Genomic DNA, 14,573 nt, shown 5'->3' with positions numbered 1-14,573 from the left:
GGGCTGTAAGAACCTGTCGGGTTCCAACGGCAGGCGATTTATGTACGAGAACGCGCTACGACCGGGCATGTACAGCGCACGGGACCAGGTCGAGAACGAGGAGTGGCTGGCCGAGATAGAGGCCGCCGCCGACCGACTCGACCTGAGCGCCGACGCACGCTCGTACGCAGTGGACATGTTCCTCTCCTCGGTGCCGGAGTCCGACCGCTCGAAAGGGCCGGCGATGGCGGCGAGTCTCTACGCCGGCGCGCTGGTGGCGAGCGAGGGCCGCAGCCAGACCGAGGTGGCCGAGGCTGCGGGCGTCTCACGGCTGTCGATTCAGCAACGGTGGAAGGATGTCCTCGAGTCGGCCGGGTTGCAGCCGCCCAGTTGGTGAGCTACCGAGTGGCGTCGCGGCCGTCGCGCTCTGGCGTGCGGTTGCCGTGCTCGTCGATCTCGCCCTCGACGATTCGGGTGCTCGAGATGACCTCGCCGTCCTCGGCGTAGACGTGGTCGACGACCTCCACGGTGAGCGGCTCGTGGCCGCGGTCGCGCCTGACCTCGTTGACCAGCTCGCCGCCGTCGCGGGTCTCGGGCGAGACCACCAGATAGTCGAACTGTGGTTCCGTCGCGATACCGGTGGGCTCGGTCAGCTCGCGCACCTCGAACTCGCGGTCGTGCTCCGCGGCGAGTTCTGTCAACTCCCGTTCGAGGGCCGCGGCTCGTTCGTCGTAGGGCCTGACGTATCGGTCGACGTTACGGGTCTTCGGAGCGAGCTCGTCGCTCGTCAGGCCGACCGTCACGTCGCCGAGTTCGAACGCTCGCTCGAACAGTGCACGGTGCCCGTCGTGCACCGGGTCGAACGTCCCGCCCAGCGCGACTTTCATGCACGGGCCAAAGCCTGCCCGTGCAATAAAAGAGTCGAAAGCGTGGGTCGGCCGTCGGCGAGCACTACTCCGACGTGGGCTGGCCGTCCTCTGCCGTCGAGTCCCCGTCGCCGTCGTCCGCGTCCGCGTCGGAGACCTCCTCGACGGTTATCGTGACCGGTTCGGCCGTGCTGTCCTCGCTGCGGCGCTCCTCGTCGAGCACCTTGTCGAGGTTGAAGACGGTGTTCAGCTCCTCCTGTACCTGCCCGACGACACCGCCCACGAGTTCACTCGGCGGGATGGCCGTGTACTCGTAGGGATTGTTCCCCGCGCCGGCGCTCTCGCGCTTCTCGCGGTGGACCTTCTCCTCGTCGTGCAGTTCGGCGAGCGCCTCCCGGACGGTGGAGGGGTACAGGCCCGTCCCCTGGGCGATCTCCTCGCTCGTACTGCCGGGGCGCTTCTGGAGGTAGACGTAGATCTTCGCGCGGGTCTCGGTGTCGAGTACCCACGAGAGGAGGTCGACGAGGCCCTGGTCGAACCCTTCGACGGCCCTGTCTCGTCTCGATCGGTCGTCGAAGTCCTCGAACTCGTCGTCGGTCACGTGCTCGTCGTGGTCTGTGTCGTCAGAAGACATGTCCTCTACAGGAGGACACAAGCCTCGGAGTGGTAAAAACCCATTGCTCACACCAGGAGCTCCCGACAGAGCGCGTCGAGACCCTCCGATTCGAGGACGCGTCGCTGCCGGGTGGCCCCGCTGTCGGCGTCGTACACGTCGCGGATGCCCGAGACGCCGAGTCGGTCGCACTCGCGGTCGACGACCTCGCCGAGGTCGACCGTGCCAGTTCCCTCGCGCTCGACGAACGAGGCGGCGTGGCCGTAGCGGAGCGCCCGCCACTTGTTCTCGTCGAGCACCTCGCGGCGCATGCAGCCGTCCGTGCCGTCGGGGGCCGCCAGGTCCTCGTACCGCTCCGAGAGGTCGGTCACGAGCGCCTCGGTGTACTCGACGAACGCGAGGACGACAGCGGGGTCGGCCTGCGCGTCCGGTGTCCGCACCTCGACGGTCCCGTGGCCGGAGTGGGGCCGCACGTCGTGCCAGAGCTCGCCGCGGTCGTTGATCGACCCGCTGTCTATCATCCGGTTCTCGAAGCGCTGGTACGCCTCGTAGTCCGCGAACGCGGTGGGCATCCCCGTGTTGGGCAGTCCCTCGAAGATCTTCGCGCGGGCGGAGGCGAGCCCGGTGTCGTAGCCGTTCCAGTACGGCGAGTTCGCCGAGAGCGCGAGCATCACCGGGAGGTGCCAGCGCAGCCGGTTCGACACCCAGACCGCCTTGTCGGGGTCGTCCACGCCGACGTGGACGTGCAGCCCGGCGGTCGTGTTCCGGTGCTGTGGGTACTGGATGCGTTCGAGCTGGGCCCGGTAGCGGTCCTTCTCTGCGTGTTCGAGTTCGCGCCACCGGGCGGCCGGGTGCAGCCCTGCGGCCGCGACCCGGAAGCCGTGTTCGGCGGCGTACTCGACGAGTGCCTCCCGGACGGCGTGGACGTTCTCCCGCGCCGCCGCGAGGCTCTCGGACTTCGGTGTCTGTGTCTCGATGACGGTCTTGAACAGCTCGTGGTCGAGGCGGTCCGCCAGTCGCGCCGGTCGCTCGCCCTCGTAGACCAGCTCGTCACTGCCCGAGACGGGGTAGCCGGCCTCGTCGACCACGAAGAACTCCTCTTCGACCCCGAGCGTTCCCTGCTCGGCGAACGCGTCGGGTGACCCTCGCTCCATCGGACAACCCTTCGAGGGGATGCCTCAAAAGGCGTGCGGAGTCGGGCAGCTTCACCGCGGACGCGCGACGACGGCGAGGTGGTCCTCGTGGAGCGGGTCCATCCGCTCCGTGGTGACGACCTCGTACTCGGACTCGATTGTCTCGACGACGTGGCCGAACGTGACTTCGGTGGGGCCCGTCACGTCCTCGCTCCGGGCCTTGATGGTGGCGACGAGCCAGCCGTCGTCCGCGAGGAACTGGCGGTTCCGACAGGCGACCTCGCCCTGCCCCCGCGTCGCCACGTCCTGGAACAACACGTCGACACCCGACTCGACGACGTGGGCGTACGTCGCCGGCTTGCGGGCGTCCTTCAGCAGGGGGAACAGGTTCGGCCGGCTCTCGGCGGCCCGCACGAGGTCCCGTGCCGGGCGGGGCGCGAACTCGACGGCGTACGTCGGACCGGCGAAGTCCGCGACGTGGCTCACGGTGGTCCCGCTGGCCGCACCGAGGTAGAGGACGGTGTCGCCGCCCGCGAACCCGGTCTCGACCCCGCGGCCCAGCATCGCCCCGAGCTTCGAGCGACCGGGGTCCCACGCTCGCCAGCCGTCCTGCACGGGCTCGCCGTACACCGGTTCGCCGCGGGTGGCCAGGCGCTGGTCGCCGTCGAACGTCCTGGGTTCGACACCGTCGGGGAGGTGACCGTCGCCGCCGTCGGCGAGTGGCGTCGCGGTCATCCGTCGTCGCCCTCCTCGTCGTCCTCGGCCCGCGCCCGGATGGTCGCCATGCGCTCGTCCAGCTCGGCGTCGAGTTCCGGCTTGCGCTCGCCCGAGTAGTGGTCGACGCGGGCGGCGATGGCCAGCTTCCCGGCGACCGCACGGGCAGCGGACCCGCGGTCCGCCGGCCGCGTCCCTCGAACGTACTCGTGGGTGTAGATGACGCCGTGTTTCGGCGACGACGCGTGACCACGGAGGTGTGCAAAGAGCGCGTCCTCAGCGCCGAGCACCTGTACCGTCCCGCTGGGTTTCTTCGCGAGGGACTCCAGCCCGCCAGCGAGCGCGACGAGCCGCGCGGCGAGCACCGGCCCGGCCATCGCGGCGAGGTTCGGCGCGACCGTCGGTGCGCGGGTCTCGACGTACGCCTCCAGGTCCGCAGCCTCGTCGGCGAGGTCGACCACGCGCCCGGCGAGCGACACCGCGCGCTCCTCGTCGGGCGTCGTCGGCTCGCGGTCCGCGACCGCCCTCGCGAACTCGACGCCGCCGCCGTCCGCGTCGAACAGCGCACCCGCCCACTCGCTCAGCCGCTCAGCGAGTTCGTTGGCCGTCCGCATGCAGTCGTCCATCGCGCGGACGGCGTGGACGAGCTGCTGGTCCCCGGCGCGCTCGGCCTCGGTGGCCTCGTCCCGTGTGGCGGCCACGCAGGCCTCGTGCAGCGCCGTGTAGTACGTCTCCTCGTCGGGTGCGAAGCCGGACTCGACGGCCCGTGCGGGCCAGTCCGCCGGCGCGTCGGCACGGCCCTCGCGGACGTGCTCTGCCCCCGTGGCGGTGTCGCCGGCATCGCAGCCAGCGAACCACCCATCTCCTGTCATGGACGCGTCTTCGCCTGCCAGACGAGTAAAGGCCACCGACTCGCTCCAGTCCTAGAACGTGATTAAAGGGTTTGGAGGCCGGAACCAGTCACGGCGGAAAGCTTATGCCTGCGGACCCGTCTCCATTTGATACCGCGATTCGGGCCACAACGCCCGACAGAGACTATGAACAGCGCGAACGACACGACCGCAGACGGCCCCCAAGCTATCGACACGAGATTCAGAGCACGCGAATCCGACGACGGCCGAGTCGAGATCTTCGACTCGGAGAACGAGGACGCGTGGATCCGTTCTGACTACACACTCGAGGTAGCGGGACCGAACTGAGCGCCCGCACGATTCTCTCTGCGACAGCACGTACCGCAACGTGAACCCGGAGCTGCGGCTGTGGTTCGGGAGTGACTCGCCGGTACCGGAACCCCCGGAACGCCCGGGTGGACGGTGTCGGCAGCGCACCGGCGCGTGGTCGGTGCGACCGAATCATCAGCGTGAGCGGCCGCCCAAACTGCCGAAAGCGGAGGAAACAGGCCGGTTATTCGAACTTCTCGAAGGGCTGTTCGCAGTCGTTGCAGTAGTGCATCGACCGGCAGAGCGACGGGCCCTTCGGGTGGTCGCGGACGGTGTTCTCGGAGCCGCAGTACGGACACTCGGCTCCCTCCATGTCGCCGCTGGTCGTGACGGATGGGTCCGCGCGTCTCATATGCTGAGTCCGAACTCGCGGAGGTCCTGTTCGCCCTGTTCGGTCACCAGCTCGAGGTTCCACTCCGGCGACCAGACCAGGCGGAGGTCGGCGCGGTCGACGCCCTCGACGGCCTCCACGGCCTCCTGCATCTGGTCCTGGAGCATGTCCCGTGCGGGACAGCCCGAGTACGTCAGCGTCATGTCGACCGTGGCGACGGTGCCGTCGTCGGTGTCGTCGACGCTGACGCCGTAGATGAGCCCGAGGTCGACGATGGAGATCGGCATCTCCGGGTCCTCGATCTCGTATAGGGTGTCCCAGACGTCGCGTTCGATGCCCTCGGCACCCTCGCCGGTCGCGGGCACGTCGTCGTACGCCTCACCCTCGACGTACTCGGTGTACGCACAGGCCTCCCCGGCGGGCTCTACGCAGTCGTCGTCGACTGGGTCGACCGAGTCCGGGATGTCGGTGTCGTAGGCGTTACTCATCGTCGGGGTCCTTCATGATGCGTTCGGCGCTGGTGCGGCCGAGCTCCCGGTACGAGTGCGTGAAATCCTCCTGCAGGTCGTACCAGTCGTCGGTGTGGGACTGGTCGCGGCCGACGGCATCGGGGAGGTCGAACTGGTTGTGGTGGACGTCGTACTGCTCGGGCAGTTCGGCGTCGTCGATACTGAGGCCCAGCGACTCGAGGTACGGGACGACCTCGTCGAGCCACTCCTCGCGCATGGTGACGAGCGGCTCGGTGCGGATGCCGAGGTCGTCGATGCGGTCCTCGACCTCCTCGTCGGTCGGCGCGAACAGCGTCAGTGCGTACGGGAACAGCCGGTCGAGGGCCGCCTGGACGCGCTCGCGGCTCTCGTCCTCCTCGCAGAGCCGTTCGAGCCAGTTCGCCGCGTGCTCGCGGTGGTAGTCCTCCTCGCCGAGTATCTTCCCGACGCGGTCGCGGATGCGCGGGTACGACGAGTCCTGCAGCGCGCGGAGCTGGATGTCCTCGGCCACGTCGTAGAGGTACGAGCGGAGGACCGGGTCCGCCCAGTCGCCCTCGTCGAACGGCAGCTCGACCAGCGTGGAGTGACGCCACTCCGACGGGTCGCGCTCCCAGATGAGCTCGGACTCCTCGGCCCCCCAGTCCTGGAGCAGGTCGTACCAGAGCCGGGCGTGACCCAGCTCGTCCTGTGCGATGTTCGAGAACGCGAGGTCCGACTCGAGGGTCGGAGCCTTGACCTGCCACTCCGTGTAGCGTTCGGCGACGACGAACTCGTCGTCCGCCAGCCGGAACAGCTGGTGCTGCACGGCCTCGCGCTCCTCGGCGGTCAGCTCACCGGGCTCGGAGAGCTCCTCGACGGCCGCCATCAGCTACCACCCTCGATCTGGGCCTTGCGCTCGCGGTCGGCCGTCGCCTGCTCGCTCTCGGACTCCTCGACCTCGGACGCGGCGGCCTCGAAGTTGTAGGTCATGGCCCACCGGTAGGACTTGTCGGTCGTCCCGCCGAAGGCCGTGTCCTCGGTGTCGACCTCGCCGATCTCCTTCTGCGGGGTGACCCACAGGCTGTTCGTGGGCTTGCGGCGCCCGTGCTGGACCTCGGCGAACAGCAGTGCCATCTCCCGGTCCGGTGCGTGGACGTTCCCACAGTGCTTGTGGTAGTCGCCCGACTTCTCCTGTCTGAATACTTCCCAGATCATGGTCTCAGTCTGCCGCCTGCGGCTGGCTGGAACCGTAGAGCCGGTTCTCGTGGCTGTCGAGCGATTCGCGGACCCACTCGACGGCGTCCTGAGCGGCCTTCCGGCCGTTGATCTGGCCGACGCCGGGCTCGTAGTCGTTCTTCGCGATGGTGAAGAACTCGTCCCAGTCGAGGTCCTCCTCGACGACCTCGTAGGTGCCGTCGTCGTTCTTCGAGATGCGCGGCTCGTCCGGAATCTCCAGGCCGTACTTCTCGGCCTTCGGGATGTAGGCGTTGAGGAACGCGGTCCGGAGGTCGTCGTTGCTCATCTGCTTGAGCCCGACCTCGCTGGCGAAGCCGTGGTGGGTCGACTTCTCGTTGGTGGGGCCGAAGAACTGGATGATACGCGGCCACCACTTCTCGAACGCCTCCTGGGTCATCTCCTGTTCCTTCTTCGAGCCGGTCATCAGCTCGTAGAGGATGGCTTCACCGTGCTTGACGTGGAAGCCCTCCTCGAAACAGACCTTGTCCATGGCGTGGGCGTACGGCTCCCACGAGGTGGACTTGAGTGTGGCCTGCCGGCGCATCGCCGCCCCGTCGACGAAGAACGCGATCATCGGGGTCTCGACGTAGCTCTCCATCGGGTAGTGGAAGCAGTTGAGGAACTTCCCCTTCCCCTCGGCGAGCTCGTCGAGCATCTCGTCGCGGGTCTTGATGCCCAGGCTCTCGGCCGCCCGGTAGAGCAGCTGTCCGTGCCCGATTTCGTCCTGCACCTTCGCGCTGAACGCGAGCTTGCGGTCCAGGCTCGGTGCCTGGCGGATGAACGGCTTCTCCAGGTACGCACCCATGATCTCGGAGTTCGCGTGGAACTGGATCATCCGGGTCGCCGCCTTCCGGTACTCCTCCGGCATCTCGTCCTTCGGACTGAACTCCCGCGGTCCTGCCCGCTGTTTGACCTCCTCGATATCCATGATAGTTCATCCCAATTTTCGGAGCCCAACGACTAACAGGTTAACCCGTCTATGTGTGGGGTTTATATACCACCCGCGGCAAGATGTTCGGCTCGACGACAACACCATAGGTCCACACTGCGAACCCCGTTCCATGATAGAGGAGTGCCTCGTCGTCGAGTTCGCGGTGACGGGTGACGACTGTCCGCTCGCGACCGCGACGCGTGAGACGGACACCACCGTCGAGGCGAAGCCGCCACAGCGTCGGGCCGACGGCAACGCGCTCCTCCAGTTCACCGGCGACCCCGCCATCGCGCCGGTGCTCGACGCCGACGAACGCATCCGGTACCTCCACGCCTCCTCGACAGACGAGCGGGTCAACTACCGCTGTCTCTCCAAGCATCCCTGCGTCGTCCACCAGCTGACGGACGCGGGGTTCATGGCGGAGGCACTGAGCTACGCCGACGGCGTCGAGACCTACACCGGTGCCGTCGTCGGCTACGATGTGCTCGAAGGTGTCCTCGAGGCCGCGGGGGAGGCCGTCGGCGTCACCCTCGAACGCATCTACCCACTCGGGAGCGAGGACGACGAGGCGGTCGCTCGGCGATGGGGGTTCACGCCCGCACAGGAGGAGGCACTCCGGCTGGCCAACGAGATGGGCTACTTCGAGGTGCCGCGCCGGGCCGACGCCGGCGACGTCGCGGCGGAGCTCGGCATCGGCAAGTCGGCGTTCCTCGAACGGCTCCGCCGGGGACAGGCCGCGCTCATGGCGCAGGTGTTCGACTAGTCGAGGCGACCCGCGACTCGTCCCGGGCCACCGAACCGGTCACCGCGAACGGTACTCGGTGGTCGGTCGCCAGTCCACGCGGCAGGTCAGTCCGAGAACGCGTCCAAATCTGTGGCCCCTTACGGGTGTTCGTTCGGCCCGCGTCGGCGAGCACCGGGTGACGCCTCGGACACCGTCAGCCGCCGTCCGCGGGCCGCTCGACTACCCGGTCTTGTAGACGCCCCTGGCGTCCGCGATCAGGGTGTCGTCGGACGCGGCGTACACGTCCACGTCGACGGTGCCGACGTCGCCGCCGCAACGGACCACGTCCGCCTCCGCGTACAGGTCGCCCGTGCCGGCGTCCAGGTAGTCGATACGCATGTCTATCGTCGGGACCGGCTGGTCGACGAGCGAGACGAGTGCCGCCCCGCCGACGGTGTCCGCGAGCGTGAACGTCACCCCGCCGTGGGCCATCAGCTGGTCGGCGTTCCAGGAGAGCTCCTCGCGCATCTCCAGGCGACCCTCCGCGTGGCCGTCGGTCGCTTCGGTCACCTCGACGCCAAGGAGGTCGGCGAACGGCATCTCCTCGAAGAAAGACTCGATGTCCATGTTCCGCCCTGCTCGGTGCATCCTCTTAACCCTTCAGGAACCCCACGTCCGAACCACTCTTCGCATCGTGTTCCCCACCGAGCCCGAATCGCGACTCTAACTGTTTAGATGCCGGTTCGATTGGACACTAAGTGATTAGAGTTAAAGATTACCTACCTGCCCACCCAAGGTGCAGACGGCGAAACGCAGTGAAGTGCTGTCGCCACCCCCATACTCCCCCCAACCCCCCTTCCTGGAACTACCACCCCAGAGAGAGTTCCATCGCCGGCTTGCGGTTTCCGGCCAGCGGTAGCGGCCCGAAGGCCGTCAGTAGGGCTCTGCTACTCCAGTTGGTTCGCCTCGTACCGTTCGACGAGCGACACGACGCCGTAGACGAACGGCGTGTCGGCTACCGCGACGAGCAGCTTGAACACGTACTGCCCGACCATCAGGGCGAAGATGACCGAGACAGGAAGGCCACCACCAACACCGAACACCCTGGGGGCGACGTAGAACGCGACCGTGACGAAGATGACCGTGTCGATGGCCTGGCTCGTCGCCGTCGAGAGGATGTTGCGCAGCCACAGCGACTCGCCGTCGGTCGCCGCACGGAGTCGGTGGAACACGAAGACGTCCCAGTTCTGGCTGACGACGTACGCCAGCAACGAGCCGACGACGATGTTCGTGCTCGCGCCGAGCACCGTCTCGAACGTCGACGCCGCGACCGGGCTGTTGCCGGCCACGGGCGAGGCGATGGTGCTCCAGACCAGCACGAGGACGACGAAGTTCATCGCGAAGCCGACGTTCACCATCGCCGTCGCCGCGCGACGACCGTACACCTCCGAGTAGCAGTCGCTCGCGAAGAACGTCAGCGCGTACGCCAGCGCCGCACCGGGCAGTATCAGCGTGTCACCGGTATGCGGGAGCGAGAGCGGAATCCCGAACGCGAGGAGTTTGCTCGCCGTGACCTGTGCCGTCGCCAGCGCCGTGATGAACAGCCCCACGAGTGCGATCTGTCCGACGTCCGCTGCGTCGCCCTTCCGAATCGGGTCAGCCATATCTATCGAGCGAACTCCCGCGACTCGTTTGAGGATTCTGGTTCGCCCCAGTCGTCCGGGGAGTCTCGACAGCCGCGGGCGAACACCTCAGTCGTCGGCAGACGGCCGGTCTGGGACGGACCCCGCAGCGGCTTCGACGGCCCGGATGGCGTCGGCTCCCGCTCGCCGGCCGACGAGTGCGACGAGCGCCTCGCCGTCGAAGCCCATCGCGTGCACGGTCACGTCCGCGAGCGCGAGGCGGTCGAGGGCGGCCGCGGCGAAGGCGGCATCGACCGCGCCGGTCGCGAGCACCGCCGTCCGGTCCCCGTCGTCGGTCGGGCCGTACCCCGCGCCGTTCACGCGAAGGACTGCCTCGTCCGACCCGTCGTCCGCTGCCCCGTCGCCGTCACCGACGCGACCCAGTCCGCGCTGCATCGTCACCCGGACCGAGGGGGACGACGGCGCGTAGTCGGGGAGCGATTCCGCGTATCGGCGAAGCGCAGTCGCGACTGCCTCCGGCTCCCCCTCGACGTCGACGAACCGCGCCGCCGCGGCGTAGTTGACGACGCCGGCGCGAAGCGCGTCGACGAGGAACGGATGTGCAGCCGCTGCCTCTCGTGTCCGTGCCGCGAGCGTCATACTGTGAATCCAGTCCCCGCCCCCGATAAACACCCCGGTCCCCGGGACCTGGCCTCGGCGGGTCCCCGGCCGAACCCCGACCGCAGTCGGTTTTTCCGACCCGGAACACGACGGACAGTTTTTACGTGAACGGACGAGAACCCGGTGGCAGTGACCGAGGACCCGGCGCTCTCGGACGTCGTCGCGCTGCTCGACGACGAGTACGCCCGCGCGATCCTCGAAGCCACCAGCGAGGGGCCGAAGTCGGCCAAGGCGCTGAGCGAGGAGTGCGACGCTTCGCTGCCGACGGTGTACCGACGGACCGAGTCCCTGCAGGAGTGTGGCCTGTTGCGCGAGGAGACCCGTCTCCAGGACGACGGCAACCACTACAGCGTCTACCTCGCCACGCTGGAGCGGCTCTCGGTCGAACTCACGGAGGGCGAATTCGACATGGAACTACAGCGAACCGAACAGGACGTCGCGGACACGTTCACCGACATGTGGCACAGACTCTGACCATGCTCGGGCTCACACTCATCGGCGACCCCGTGCAGGCGCTGGTCGTGGCGCTCGCAACGCTCTCGACGGCCATCGGCCTGCTCATCGGCTATCAGGCCTACCGGGGCTTTCGCCGGCACGACAGCCGCCCGATGCAGCTGCTCTCCATCGGCCTGCTGCTGCTGACGGCCGTGACCTACAGCATCTCCTTCGGCGGGAGCATCCTCCTCCGAGAGGGCATCATCCCCCTCGCGTACCGGGACGCCCACACCGTCCTCGTGCGCGTGACCCAGCTCGCCGGCCTGAGCTGCATCCTCTACTCGCTGTACTCGCGGTAGCGGTTCGAGCCCTTCGTGACACCGCGGGTCCGTCCCGGGCGGCCGCCCGGATTCGTTTAAGTGCTTCTCGCGATAACGGCTCATAGTGAGCGATTCTCCGGAGGAAAACGAGCGCGACGTGGAGCCCTGCCTTTCTATACCCTGGAGCCGCAACGGCGAGTCGAATGACCGACTCCGCAGTGCCGCCAGCGGCCGATCCTCGTTCCAGCGAGCCACCGGAGCGGCGCGACCCGCGCGACGTCCACGCGGGCCCGGGTGACGGCTCGCTCGGCCGCATCGACGCGGTGAAAGACGAGCGGGTGCGGCGGTGGGACGTCGTCACGCCGAGCGCGACGCTCATCGGCCGCCCCCGCCACGAACACGAGGACGTGAGCGAGAGCCTCCGCCGCCTCCACGACGAGCAACACCCCGCGATGGCCGGCCACAGCGAGCGGATGCACCGGCTCGAGAAGGTCCGCATCACCCACGCCTTCTGCAACAACCTCGCACTGACGCCCTGGGAGCGCGACCGCGCGCTGGGCATCATGGCCGACCTCGACCTCACCGCGTTCGGCAGCCAACGCGCGATCCAGCGCGTCGCGCTCGTGGTCATCCGCCACGTCGTCGACGAGGAACGCAAACGTCGGCTCGGCCTCCACGACGACGAGTGGGTGAGCGAACGGTCGCCCGAGGAGCTCGCCGCGCTCTCGGAACGGTTCGAGTCCCTCACCGACGACGGGCAGTTCCGGCTGTTGATGGACGAGCACGGCCTCGACGTGACCGCCGTGAACCGGCTCACCCGAACCCTGCGTGACCAGCTCGAGGAACAAGCGCTCGATGGCGCGGTGTTCGGCCGCTCGCCCTACCGCGACCCGAGCCTGCCGCCCATCCGCACCGACCCGCCCGCCGAGGACGGCGAGTCGGCCTGATTCTCGCCGCCCCCACCTCGTCGGTCGCGGTGTCCGGGTTGGCTCCGAGACTGCCAACGACCGTCTCGACGGCAGTCACCGTCTGCTCGACACAGAGTACCTCGAACTCGCCGACGACCTCGAAGGGCGACAACGGGGGAAACGTTTTGCAGTCACCTGTCGACGCGTCCGCCATGGACAGCTATCCACAGCTCGACCCCGACGACGGCGAGGTCCTCGACGCGGAGGTCGTCGTGACGGACGACGTGCTCGTGAAGGCGTTCGCGCTCGGCCCGGGCGCGGCGTTGACGCCGCACGAGCACGCCGACTCCACGAACGTCTTCCACGTGGTGGCGGGCACGGTCACCGTGATTCGCGGCGACGAGGAGACCGTCGTCGAAGCGCCGGGCGTCGTCCAGCACGACCGCGGCGTCGTCCACGGCGCACGCAACGATACCGAGGAACGGGCCGTGTTCACCGCGAGCCTGTGTCCGATGCCCGGATCCGGCTGACCGGCCACGAAGACAACCGGGGGGCTTCGCATATTCGGCTTCATAACGAGACTTCGCTCATACTGCCAATTATGTTCTCTTCGGTCGGAGCAGCCAGATACGGCTCTATCGCGTCGTAGCTGCTCCACCCACCGAGCGCCATCACGATACGCGGGCTCACGTTCTCCTCGACGAGCAGGTGGTTCGCCCAGCAACGCCGGAGATCGTGCGTCGACACACGTCGATAATCCTCGTCGCCGGTCTCCTCGACCGCGCGCTCGGCGGCCTGTTCGACCCAGTACTGCACCGTGCGCTTGCCCCTGTCGATGAGCACCTGATCGTCGTCGACGTCGTGCTGCTGGCAGTACCGATTGATGAGCGCCTCGAGCTCGCGGGGGAGCCAGGTCTCGCGGTGCTTCCCGCCCTCGTACTCGCCCGTGGTGTCCTTGCCCGAGACGACCTCCAGGTCGTAGTGCGTGCCGTCGGACTTCCGCGAGATGTGTCTCGGCTCGACGTCGAGGACCTCGGCGACGCGGAGCCCGCAGTCGCCCATCAGGCGGATGGCGATCTCTCGCTGGAAGGTGTCTGCGGCGCGGGGCAGCTCGTGATACTCGTCGCGGGTCATCCATACCGAGAAGGACCCATCCTTGTTTCTCTCACTCCGCATTGCACGCCTCTCTAGAAAGTTGTGCACCTAGAGTCTTCCCCCGCTGGCAGGGGTGTCTCGTGAGACGCCGGATTTCGACCGAATCAGTTCAGGCCGGTGGCTGGCGTTGCACGCTTCCACACAAGCACGAAACAGCGGTAACCCTACAGTCGTAGTATGAATCAGCAAGGCCTTTGGTAACATAAGCTCACATATGTATCATGTGGCGTTCACGGTCGGGGACCTGGACCGCTGTGGCCAGATTAGTGTTCGCGAACGCGCTCACGCTCGTCGGAGTCGTCCTGGTGGGGTGGGACGCTGGCGTCGTTCTCTTCCTCTACTGGGTCGAATGTGCAATCGTCGCGGTCGTGTCCGTGGCGAAGATACGGCACGCCGGGAGCGTCAGGGGCTTCGTCAAGACCGCGTTCTTTCTGGGCGGCTACGCCTGGTGCTGGTGGATATACAGCAAGTTCGTCGCCTTCTTCAGTGGCATCGAACTCACCAGTCTGGGTCTACTCTCGCTAGCGATGCTCTTGTTGTCGGCCGGCAGCCTGGCAGCAAATCACGTCGTCTCCTATCGTCAGGACTTCCTCGAAAGCGGCGAGTTCCGCCAGGCCACGACGAACAGTCTGCTGGTCAAACTGTTCTTGCATCTCGCGCCGCTCAACTTCGCCATCATCGCCGGGGCAGTCGGTATCGCGTTCTACGGCGGAGCGTACTGGATGATATGGACGCTCGTCACCCTGAAGACGCTACTGGACATTCTCGTCCACGTCTGGGACCACGACTGGATACCGTTGTCGGCCGACGAGCGCTACACCGCGTGACAGCCACCCCGTGGCGAGGCGTCGGTTGCTCCGCTCCCGACAGATTCAGACTGAACTACAAGCGTGAAACACAGCCCAATATGGATTAATCTGCCGTGTTGAATAGCGATCTAATCGACGGTTGTCACGGGTTAGAAGGGCGAAGCCGAGGAAATCGATTCTGGCTATGGAAGTTGATCTCCTCGACTTCGTTGAGCAGTGTCGGCAGCTAGTCAAACAAGCGTTGGGAAAGCACGCGGGCGAGCCCGCCAGCGGCGGGTTCGCCCGCTGGAAGCACGTCGTTCTCCATTGTTTCCGGCTCGAAGACGGCCACAGCTACCGTGAAACACCGAATCGGCTACAGTACATGACCGAGATTTGTGACGCACTTGGCCTAGATCCGGACGATATGCCTGACTTCACCACACTCTA

21 protein-coding genes and 1 pseudogene are annotated in these 14,573 nt (G+C 67.1%); 8 read left to right on the top strand and 14 right to left on the bottom strand.

The features are described 5' to 3' along the window. Window positions 1–67: 67 nt before the first annotated feature. On the top strand, window positions 68–376 hold the full coding sequence (locus BLT27_RS13420) for a transcription initiation factor IIB family protein (protein ID WP_089734736.1): 309 nt from the start codon (window positions 68–70) through the stop codon (window positions 374–376). A 1-nt stretch (window position 377) separates the two neighbouring features. On the opposite strand, the gene BLT27_RS13415 is transcribed toward BLT27_RS13420, so the two are convergent. The 10 genes from BLT27_RS13415 to paaA form a co-directional block, all read right to left on the bottom strand. Beyond that, on the bottom strand, window positions 378–866 hold the full coding sequence (locus BLT27_RS13415; RefSeq protein ID WP_089734733.1) for a phosphopantetheine adenylyltransferase: 489 nt from the start codon (window positions 864–866) through the stop codon (window positions 378–380). 64 nt (window positions 867–930) lie between these two features. Next, window positions 931–1,479: a helix-turn-helix domain-containing protein gene (locus BLT27_RS13410; RefSeq protein WP_089734731.1), complete on the bottom strand. Its 549-nt coding sequence runs from the start codon at window positions 1,477–1,479 to the stop codon at window positions 931–933. Window positions 1,480–1,526: 47 nt separating this feature from the next. Beyond that, window positions 1,527–2,612 (bottom strand): glutamate--cysteine ligase, encoded by a 1,086-nt coding sequence (locus BLT27_RS13405; protein ID WP_089734729.1) that lies wholly within the window; start codon window positions 2,610–2,612, stop codon window positions 1,527–1,529. A gap of 51 nt (window positions 2,613–2,663) precedes the next feature. Continuing rightward, window positions 2,664–3,326, bottom strand: coding sequence for a fibrillarin-like rRNA/tRNA 2'-O-methyltransferase (locus BLT27_RS13400; protein WP_089734727.1), 663 nt, complete (start codon window positions 3,324–3,326; stop codon window positions 2,664–2,666). Continuing rightward, on the bottom strand, window positions 3,323–4,177 hold the full coding sequence (locus BLT27_RS13395; RefSeq protein WP_089734724.1) for an NOP5/NOP56 family protein: 855 nt from the start codon (window positions 4,175–4,177) through the stop codon (window positions 3,323–3,325). Before BLT27_RS13395 ends, BLT27_RS13400 begins: the two co-directional genes overlap by 4 nt. A gap of 532 nt (window positions 4,178–4,709) precedes the next feature. Further along, window positions 4,710–4,877: a 1,2-phenylacetyl-CoA epoxidase subunit PaaE gene (gene paaE / locus BLT27_RS19850; protein WP_175526465.1), complete on the bottom strand. Its 168-nt coding sequence runs from the start codon at window positions 4,875–4,877 to the stop codon at window positions 4,710–4,712. After that, on the bottom strand, window positions 4,874–5,344 hold the full coding sequence (gene paaD / locus BLT27_RS13390; RefSeq protein WP_089734722.1) for a 1,2-phenylacetyl-CoA epoxidase subunit PaaD: 471 nt from the start codon (window positions 5,342–5,344) through the stop codon (window positions 4,874–4,876). The genes paaE and paaD overlap by 4 nt, the downstream gene beginning before the upstream one ends. Next, entirely contained in the window at window positions 5,337–6,209 is an 873-nt protein-coding gene (gene paaC / locus BLT27_RS13385; protein ID WP_089734720.1) for a 1,2-phenylacetyl-CoA epoxidase subunit PaaC, read from the bottom strand. Before paaC ends, paaD begins: the two co-directional genes overlap by 8 nt. Beyond that, a complete protein-coding gene (gene paaB, locus BLT27_RS13380) occupies window positions 6,209–6,538 on the bottom strand; it encodes a 1,2-phenylacetyl-CoA epoxidase subunit PaaB (protein ID WP_089734718.1) in 330 nt (109 codons plus the stop codon). Before paaB ends, paaC begins: the two co-directional genes overlap by 1 nt. A 4-nt stretch (window positions 6,539–6,542) precedes the next feature. Then, complete coding sequence (paaA, locus tag BLT27_RS13375; protein WP_089734716.1) at window positions 6,543–7,487, bottom strand: 1,2-phenylacetyl-CoA epoxidase subunit PaaA; 945 nt, start codon at window positions 7,485–7,487, stop codon at window positions 6,543–6,545. A gap of 133 nt (window positions 7,488–7,620) precedes the next feature. On the opposite strand from paaA, the gene BLT27_RS13370 reads away from it, so the two are divergent. Further along, complete coding sequence (locus BLT27_RS13370; RefSeq protein ID WP_089734714.1) at window positions 7,621–8,253, top strand: helix-turn-helix domain-containing protein; 633 nt, start codon at window positions 7,621–7,623, stop codon at window positions 8,251–8,253. 201 nt (window positions 8,254–8,454) lie between these two features. Here BLT27_RS13370 and BLT27_RS13365 read toward each other — a convergent pair whose 3' ends face one another. The 3 genes from BLT27_RS13365 to BLT27_RS13355 all read right to left on the bottom strand — a co-directional run bounded on the left by BLT27_RS13365 (window position 8,455) and on the right by BLT27_RS13355 (window position 10,496). Beyond that, window positions 8,455–8,841 (bottom strand): PaaI family thioesterase, encoded by a 387-nt coding sequence (locus tag BLT27_RS13365; RefSeq protein ID WP_089734712.1) that lies wholly within the window; start codon window positions 8,839–8,841, stop codon window positions 8,455–8,457. A gap of 320 nt (window positions 8,842–9,161) precedes the next feature. Then, complete coding sequence (locus tag BLT27_RS13360; RefSeq protein WP_089734710.1) at window positions 9,162–9,878, bottom strand: queuosine precursor transporter; 717 nt, start codon at window positions 9,876–9,878, stop codon at window positions 9,162–9,164. 87 nt (window positions 9,879–9,965) lie between these two features. Beyond that, the gene (locus BLT27_RS13355; protein ID WP_089734709.1) at window positions 9,966–10,496 is read right to left on the bottom strand and encodes a DUF7523 family protein; all 531 of its coding nucleotides are present in this window, start codon (window positions 10,494–10,496) and stop codon (window positions 9,966–9,968) included. Window positions 10,497–10,646: 150 nt separating this feature from the next. Here BLT27_RS13355 and BLT27_RS13350 point away from each other — a divergent pair, with 150 nt between their 5' ends. The 4 genes from BLT27_RS13350 (at window position 10,647) to BLT27_RS13335 (ending at window position 12,710) form a co-directional block, all read left to right on the top strand. Further along, entirely contained in the window at window positions 10,647–10,991 is a 345-nt protein-coding gene (locus BLT27_RS13350) for a winged helix-turn-helix domain-containing protein (protein ID WP_089734707.1), read from the top strand. 2 nt (window positions 10,992–10,993) lie between these two features. After that, on the top strand, window positions 10,994–11,311 hold the full coding sequence (locus tag BLT27_RS13345; RefSeq protein ID WP_089734705.1) for a DUF7521 family protein: 318 nt from the start codon (window positions 10,994–10,996) through the stop codon (window positions 11,309–11,311). A gap of 164 nt (window positions 11,312–11,475) precedes the next feature. Then, window positions 11,476–12,219 carry a DNA-directed RNA polymerase subunit epsilon gene (locus tag BLT27_RS13340; RefSeq protein ID WP_089734703.1) on the top strand — a complete coding sequence of 248 codons (744 nt, stop codon included), beginning with the start codon at window positions 11,476–11,478 and terminating at the stop codon, window positions 12,217–12,219. A gap of 173 nt (window positions 12,220–12,392) precedes the next feature. Next, a complete protein-coding gene (locus BLT27_RS13335; protein WP_089734701.1) occupies window positions 12,393–12,710 on the top strand; it encodes a cupin domain-containing protein in 318 nt (105 codons plus the stop codon). A gap of 40 nt (window positions 12,711–12,750) precedes the next feature. Here BLT27_RS13335 and BLT27_RS13330 read toward each other — a convergent pair whose 3' ends face one another. Next, window positions 12,751–13,356 (bottom strand): site-specific integrase, encoded by a 606-nt coding sequence (locus BLT27_RS13330; RefSeq protein ID WP_089734699.1) that lies wholly within the window; start codon window positions 13,354–13,356, stop codon window positions 12,751–12,753. Window positions 13,357–13,556: 200 nt separating this feature from the next. On the opposite strand from BLT27_RS13330, the gene BLT27_RS13325 reads away from it, so the two are divergent. Continuing rightward, complete coding sequence (locus BLT27_RS13325; RefSeq protein WP_089734697.1) at window positions 13,557–14,162, top strand: DUF6498-containing protein; 606 nt, start codon at window positions 13,557–13,559, stop codon at window positions 14,160–14,162. Window positions 14,163–14,328: 166 nt separating this feature from the next. Continuing rightward, window positions 14,329–14,573, top strand: a pseudogene (locus BLT27_RS13320) (IS5/IS1182 family transposase); the annotation flags it as partial.

This window comes from Haloarchaeobius iranensis, from assembly GCF_900103505.1.
Lineage (GTDB): Archaea > Halobacteriota > Halobacteria > Halobacteriales > Natrialbaceae > Haloarchaeobius > Haloarchaeobius iranensis.
The sequence above is the reverse complement of the archived record's forward strand: the minus strand, read 5'-3'. Positions and strand labels throughout refer to the sequence as shown.

Coding starts and splice junctions, on each gene's coding strand:
- BLT27_RS13420 (WP_089734736.1), top strand. CDS start 68: ATGTACAGCGCACGGGACCAGGTCGAGAACGAGGAGTGGCTGGCCGAG.
- BLT27_RS13415 (WP_089734733.1), bottom strand. CDS start 866: ATGAAAGTCGCGCTGGGCGGGACGTTCGACCCGGTGCACGACGGGCAC.
- BLT27_RS13410 (WP_089734731.1), bottom strand. CDS start 1,479: ATGTCTTCTGACGACACAGACCACGACGAGCACGTGACCGACGACGAG.
- BLT27_RS13405 (WP_089734729.1), bottom strand. CDS start 2,612: ATGGAGCGAGGGTCACCCGACGCGTTCGCCGAGCAGGGAACGCTCGGG.
- BLT27_RS13400 (WP_089734727.1), bottom strand. CDS start 3,326: ATGACCGCGACGCCACTCGCCGACGGCGGCGACGGTCACCTCCCCGAC.
- BLT27_RS13395 (WP_089734724.1), bottom strand. CDS start 4,177: ATGACAGGAGATGGGTGGTTCGCTGGCTGCGATGCCGGCGACACCGCC.
- paaE (WP_175526465.1), bottom strand. CDS start 4,877: ATGAGACGCGCGGACCCATCCGTCACGACCAGCGGCGACATGGAGGGA.
- paaD (WP_089734722.1), bottom strand. CDS start 5,344: ATGAGTAACGCCTACGACACCGACATCCCGGACTCGGTCGACCCAGTC.
- paaC (WP_089734720.1), bottom strand. CDS start 6,209: ATGGCGGCCGTCGAGGAGCTCTCCGAGCCCGGTGAGCTGACCGCCGAG.
- paaB (WP_089734718.1), bottom strand. CDS start 6,538: ATGATCTGGGAAGTATTCAGACAGGAGAAGTCGGGCGACTACCACAAG.
- paaA (WP_089734716.1), bottom strand. CDS start 7,487: ATGGATATCGAGGAGGTCAAACAGCGGGCAGGACCGCGGGAGTTCAGT.
- BLT27_RS13370 (WP_089734714.1), top strand. CDS start 7,621: ATGATAGAGGAGTGCCTCGTCGTCGAGTTCGCGGTGACGGGTGACGAC.
- BLT27_RS13365 (WP_089734712.1), bottom strand. CDS start 8,841: ATGGACATCGAGTCTTTCTTCGAGGAGATGCCGTTCGCCGACCTCCTT.
- BLT27_RS13360 (WP_089734710.1), bottom strand. CDS start 9,878: ATGGCTGACCCGATTCGGAAGGGCGACGCAGCGGACGTCGGACAGATC.
- BLT27_RS13355 (WP_089734709.1), bottom strand. CDS start 10,496: ATGACGCTCGCGGCACGGACACGAGAGGCAGCGGCTGCACATCCGTTC.
- BLT27_RS13345 (WP_089734705.1), top strand. CDS start 10,994: ATGCTCGGGCTCACACTCATCGGCGACCCCGTGCAGGCGCTGGTCGTG.
- BLT27_RS13340 (WP_089734703.1), top strand. CDS start 11,476: ATGACCGACTCCGCAGTGCCGCCAGCGGCCGATCCTCGTTCCAGCGAG.
- BLT27_RS13335 (WP_089734701.1), top strand. CDS start 12,393: ATGGACAGCTATCCACAGCTCGACCCCGACGACGGCGAGGTCCTCGAC.
- BLT27_RS13330 (WP_089734699.1), bottom strand. CDS start 13,356: ATGCGGAGTGAGAGAAACAAGGATGGGTCCTTCTCGGTATGGATGACC.
- BLT27_RS13325 (WP_089734697.1), top strand. CDS start 13,557: ATGTGGCGTTCACGGTCGGGGACCTGGACCGCTGTGGCCAGATTAGTG.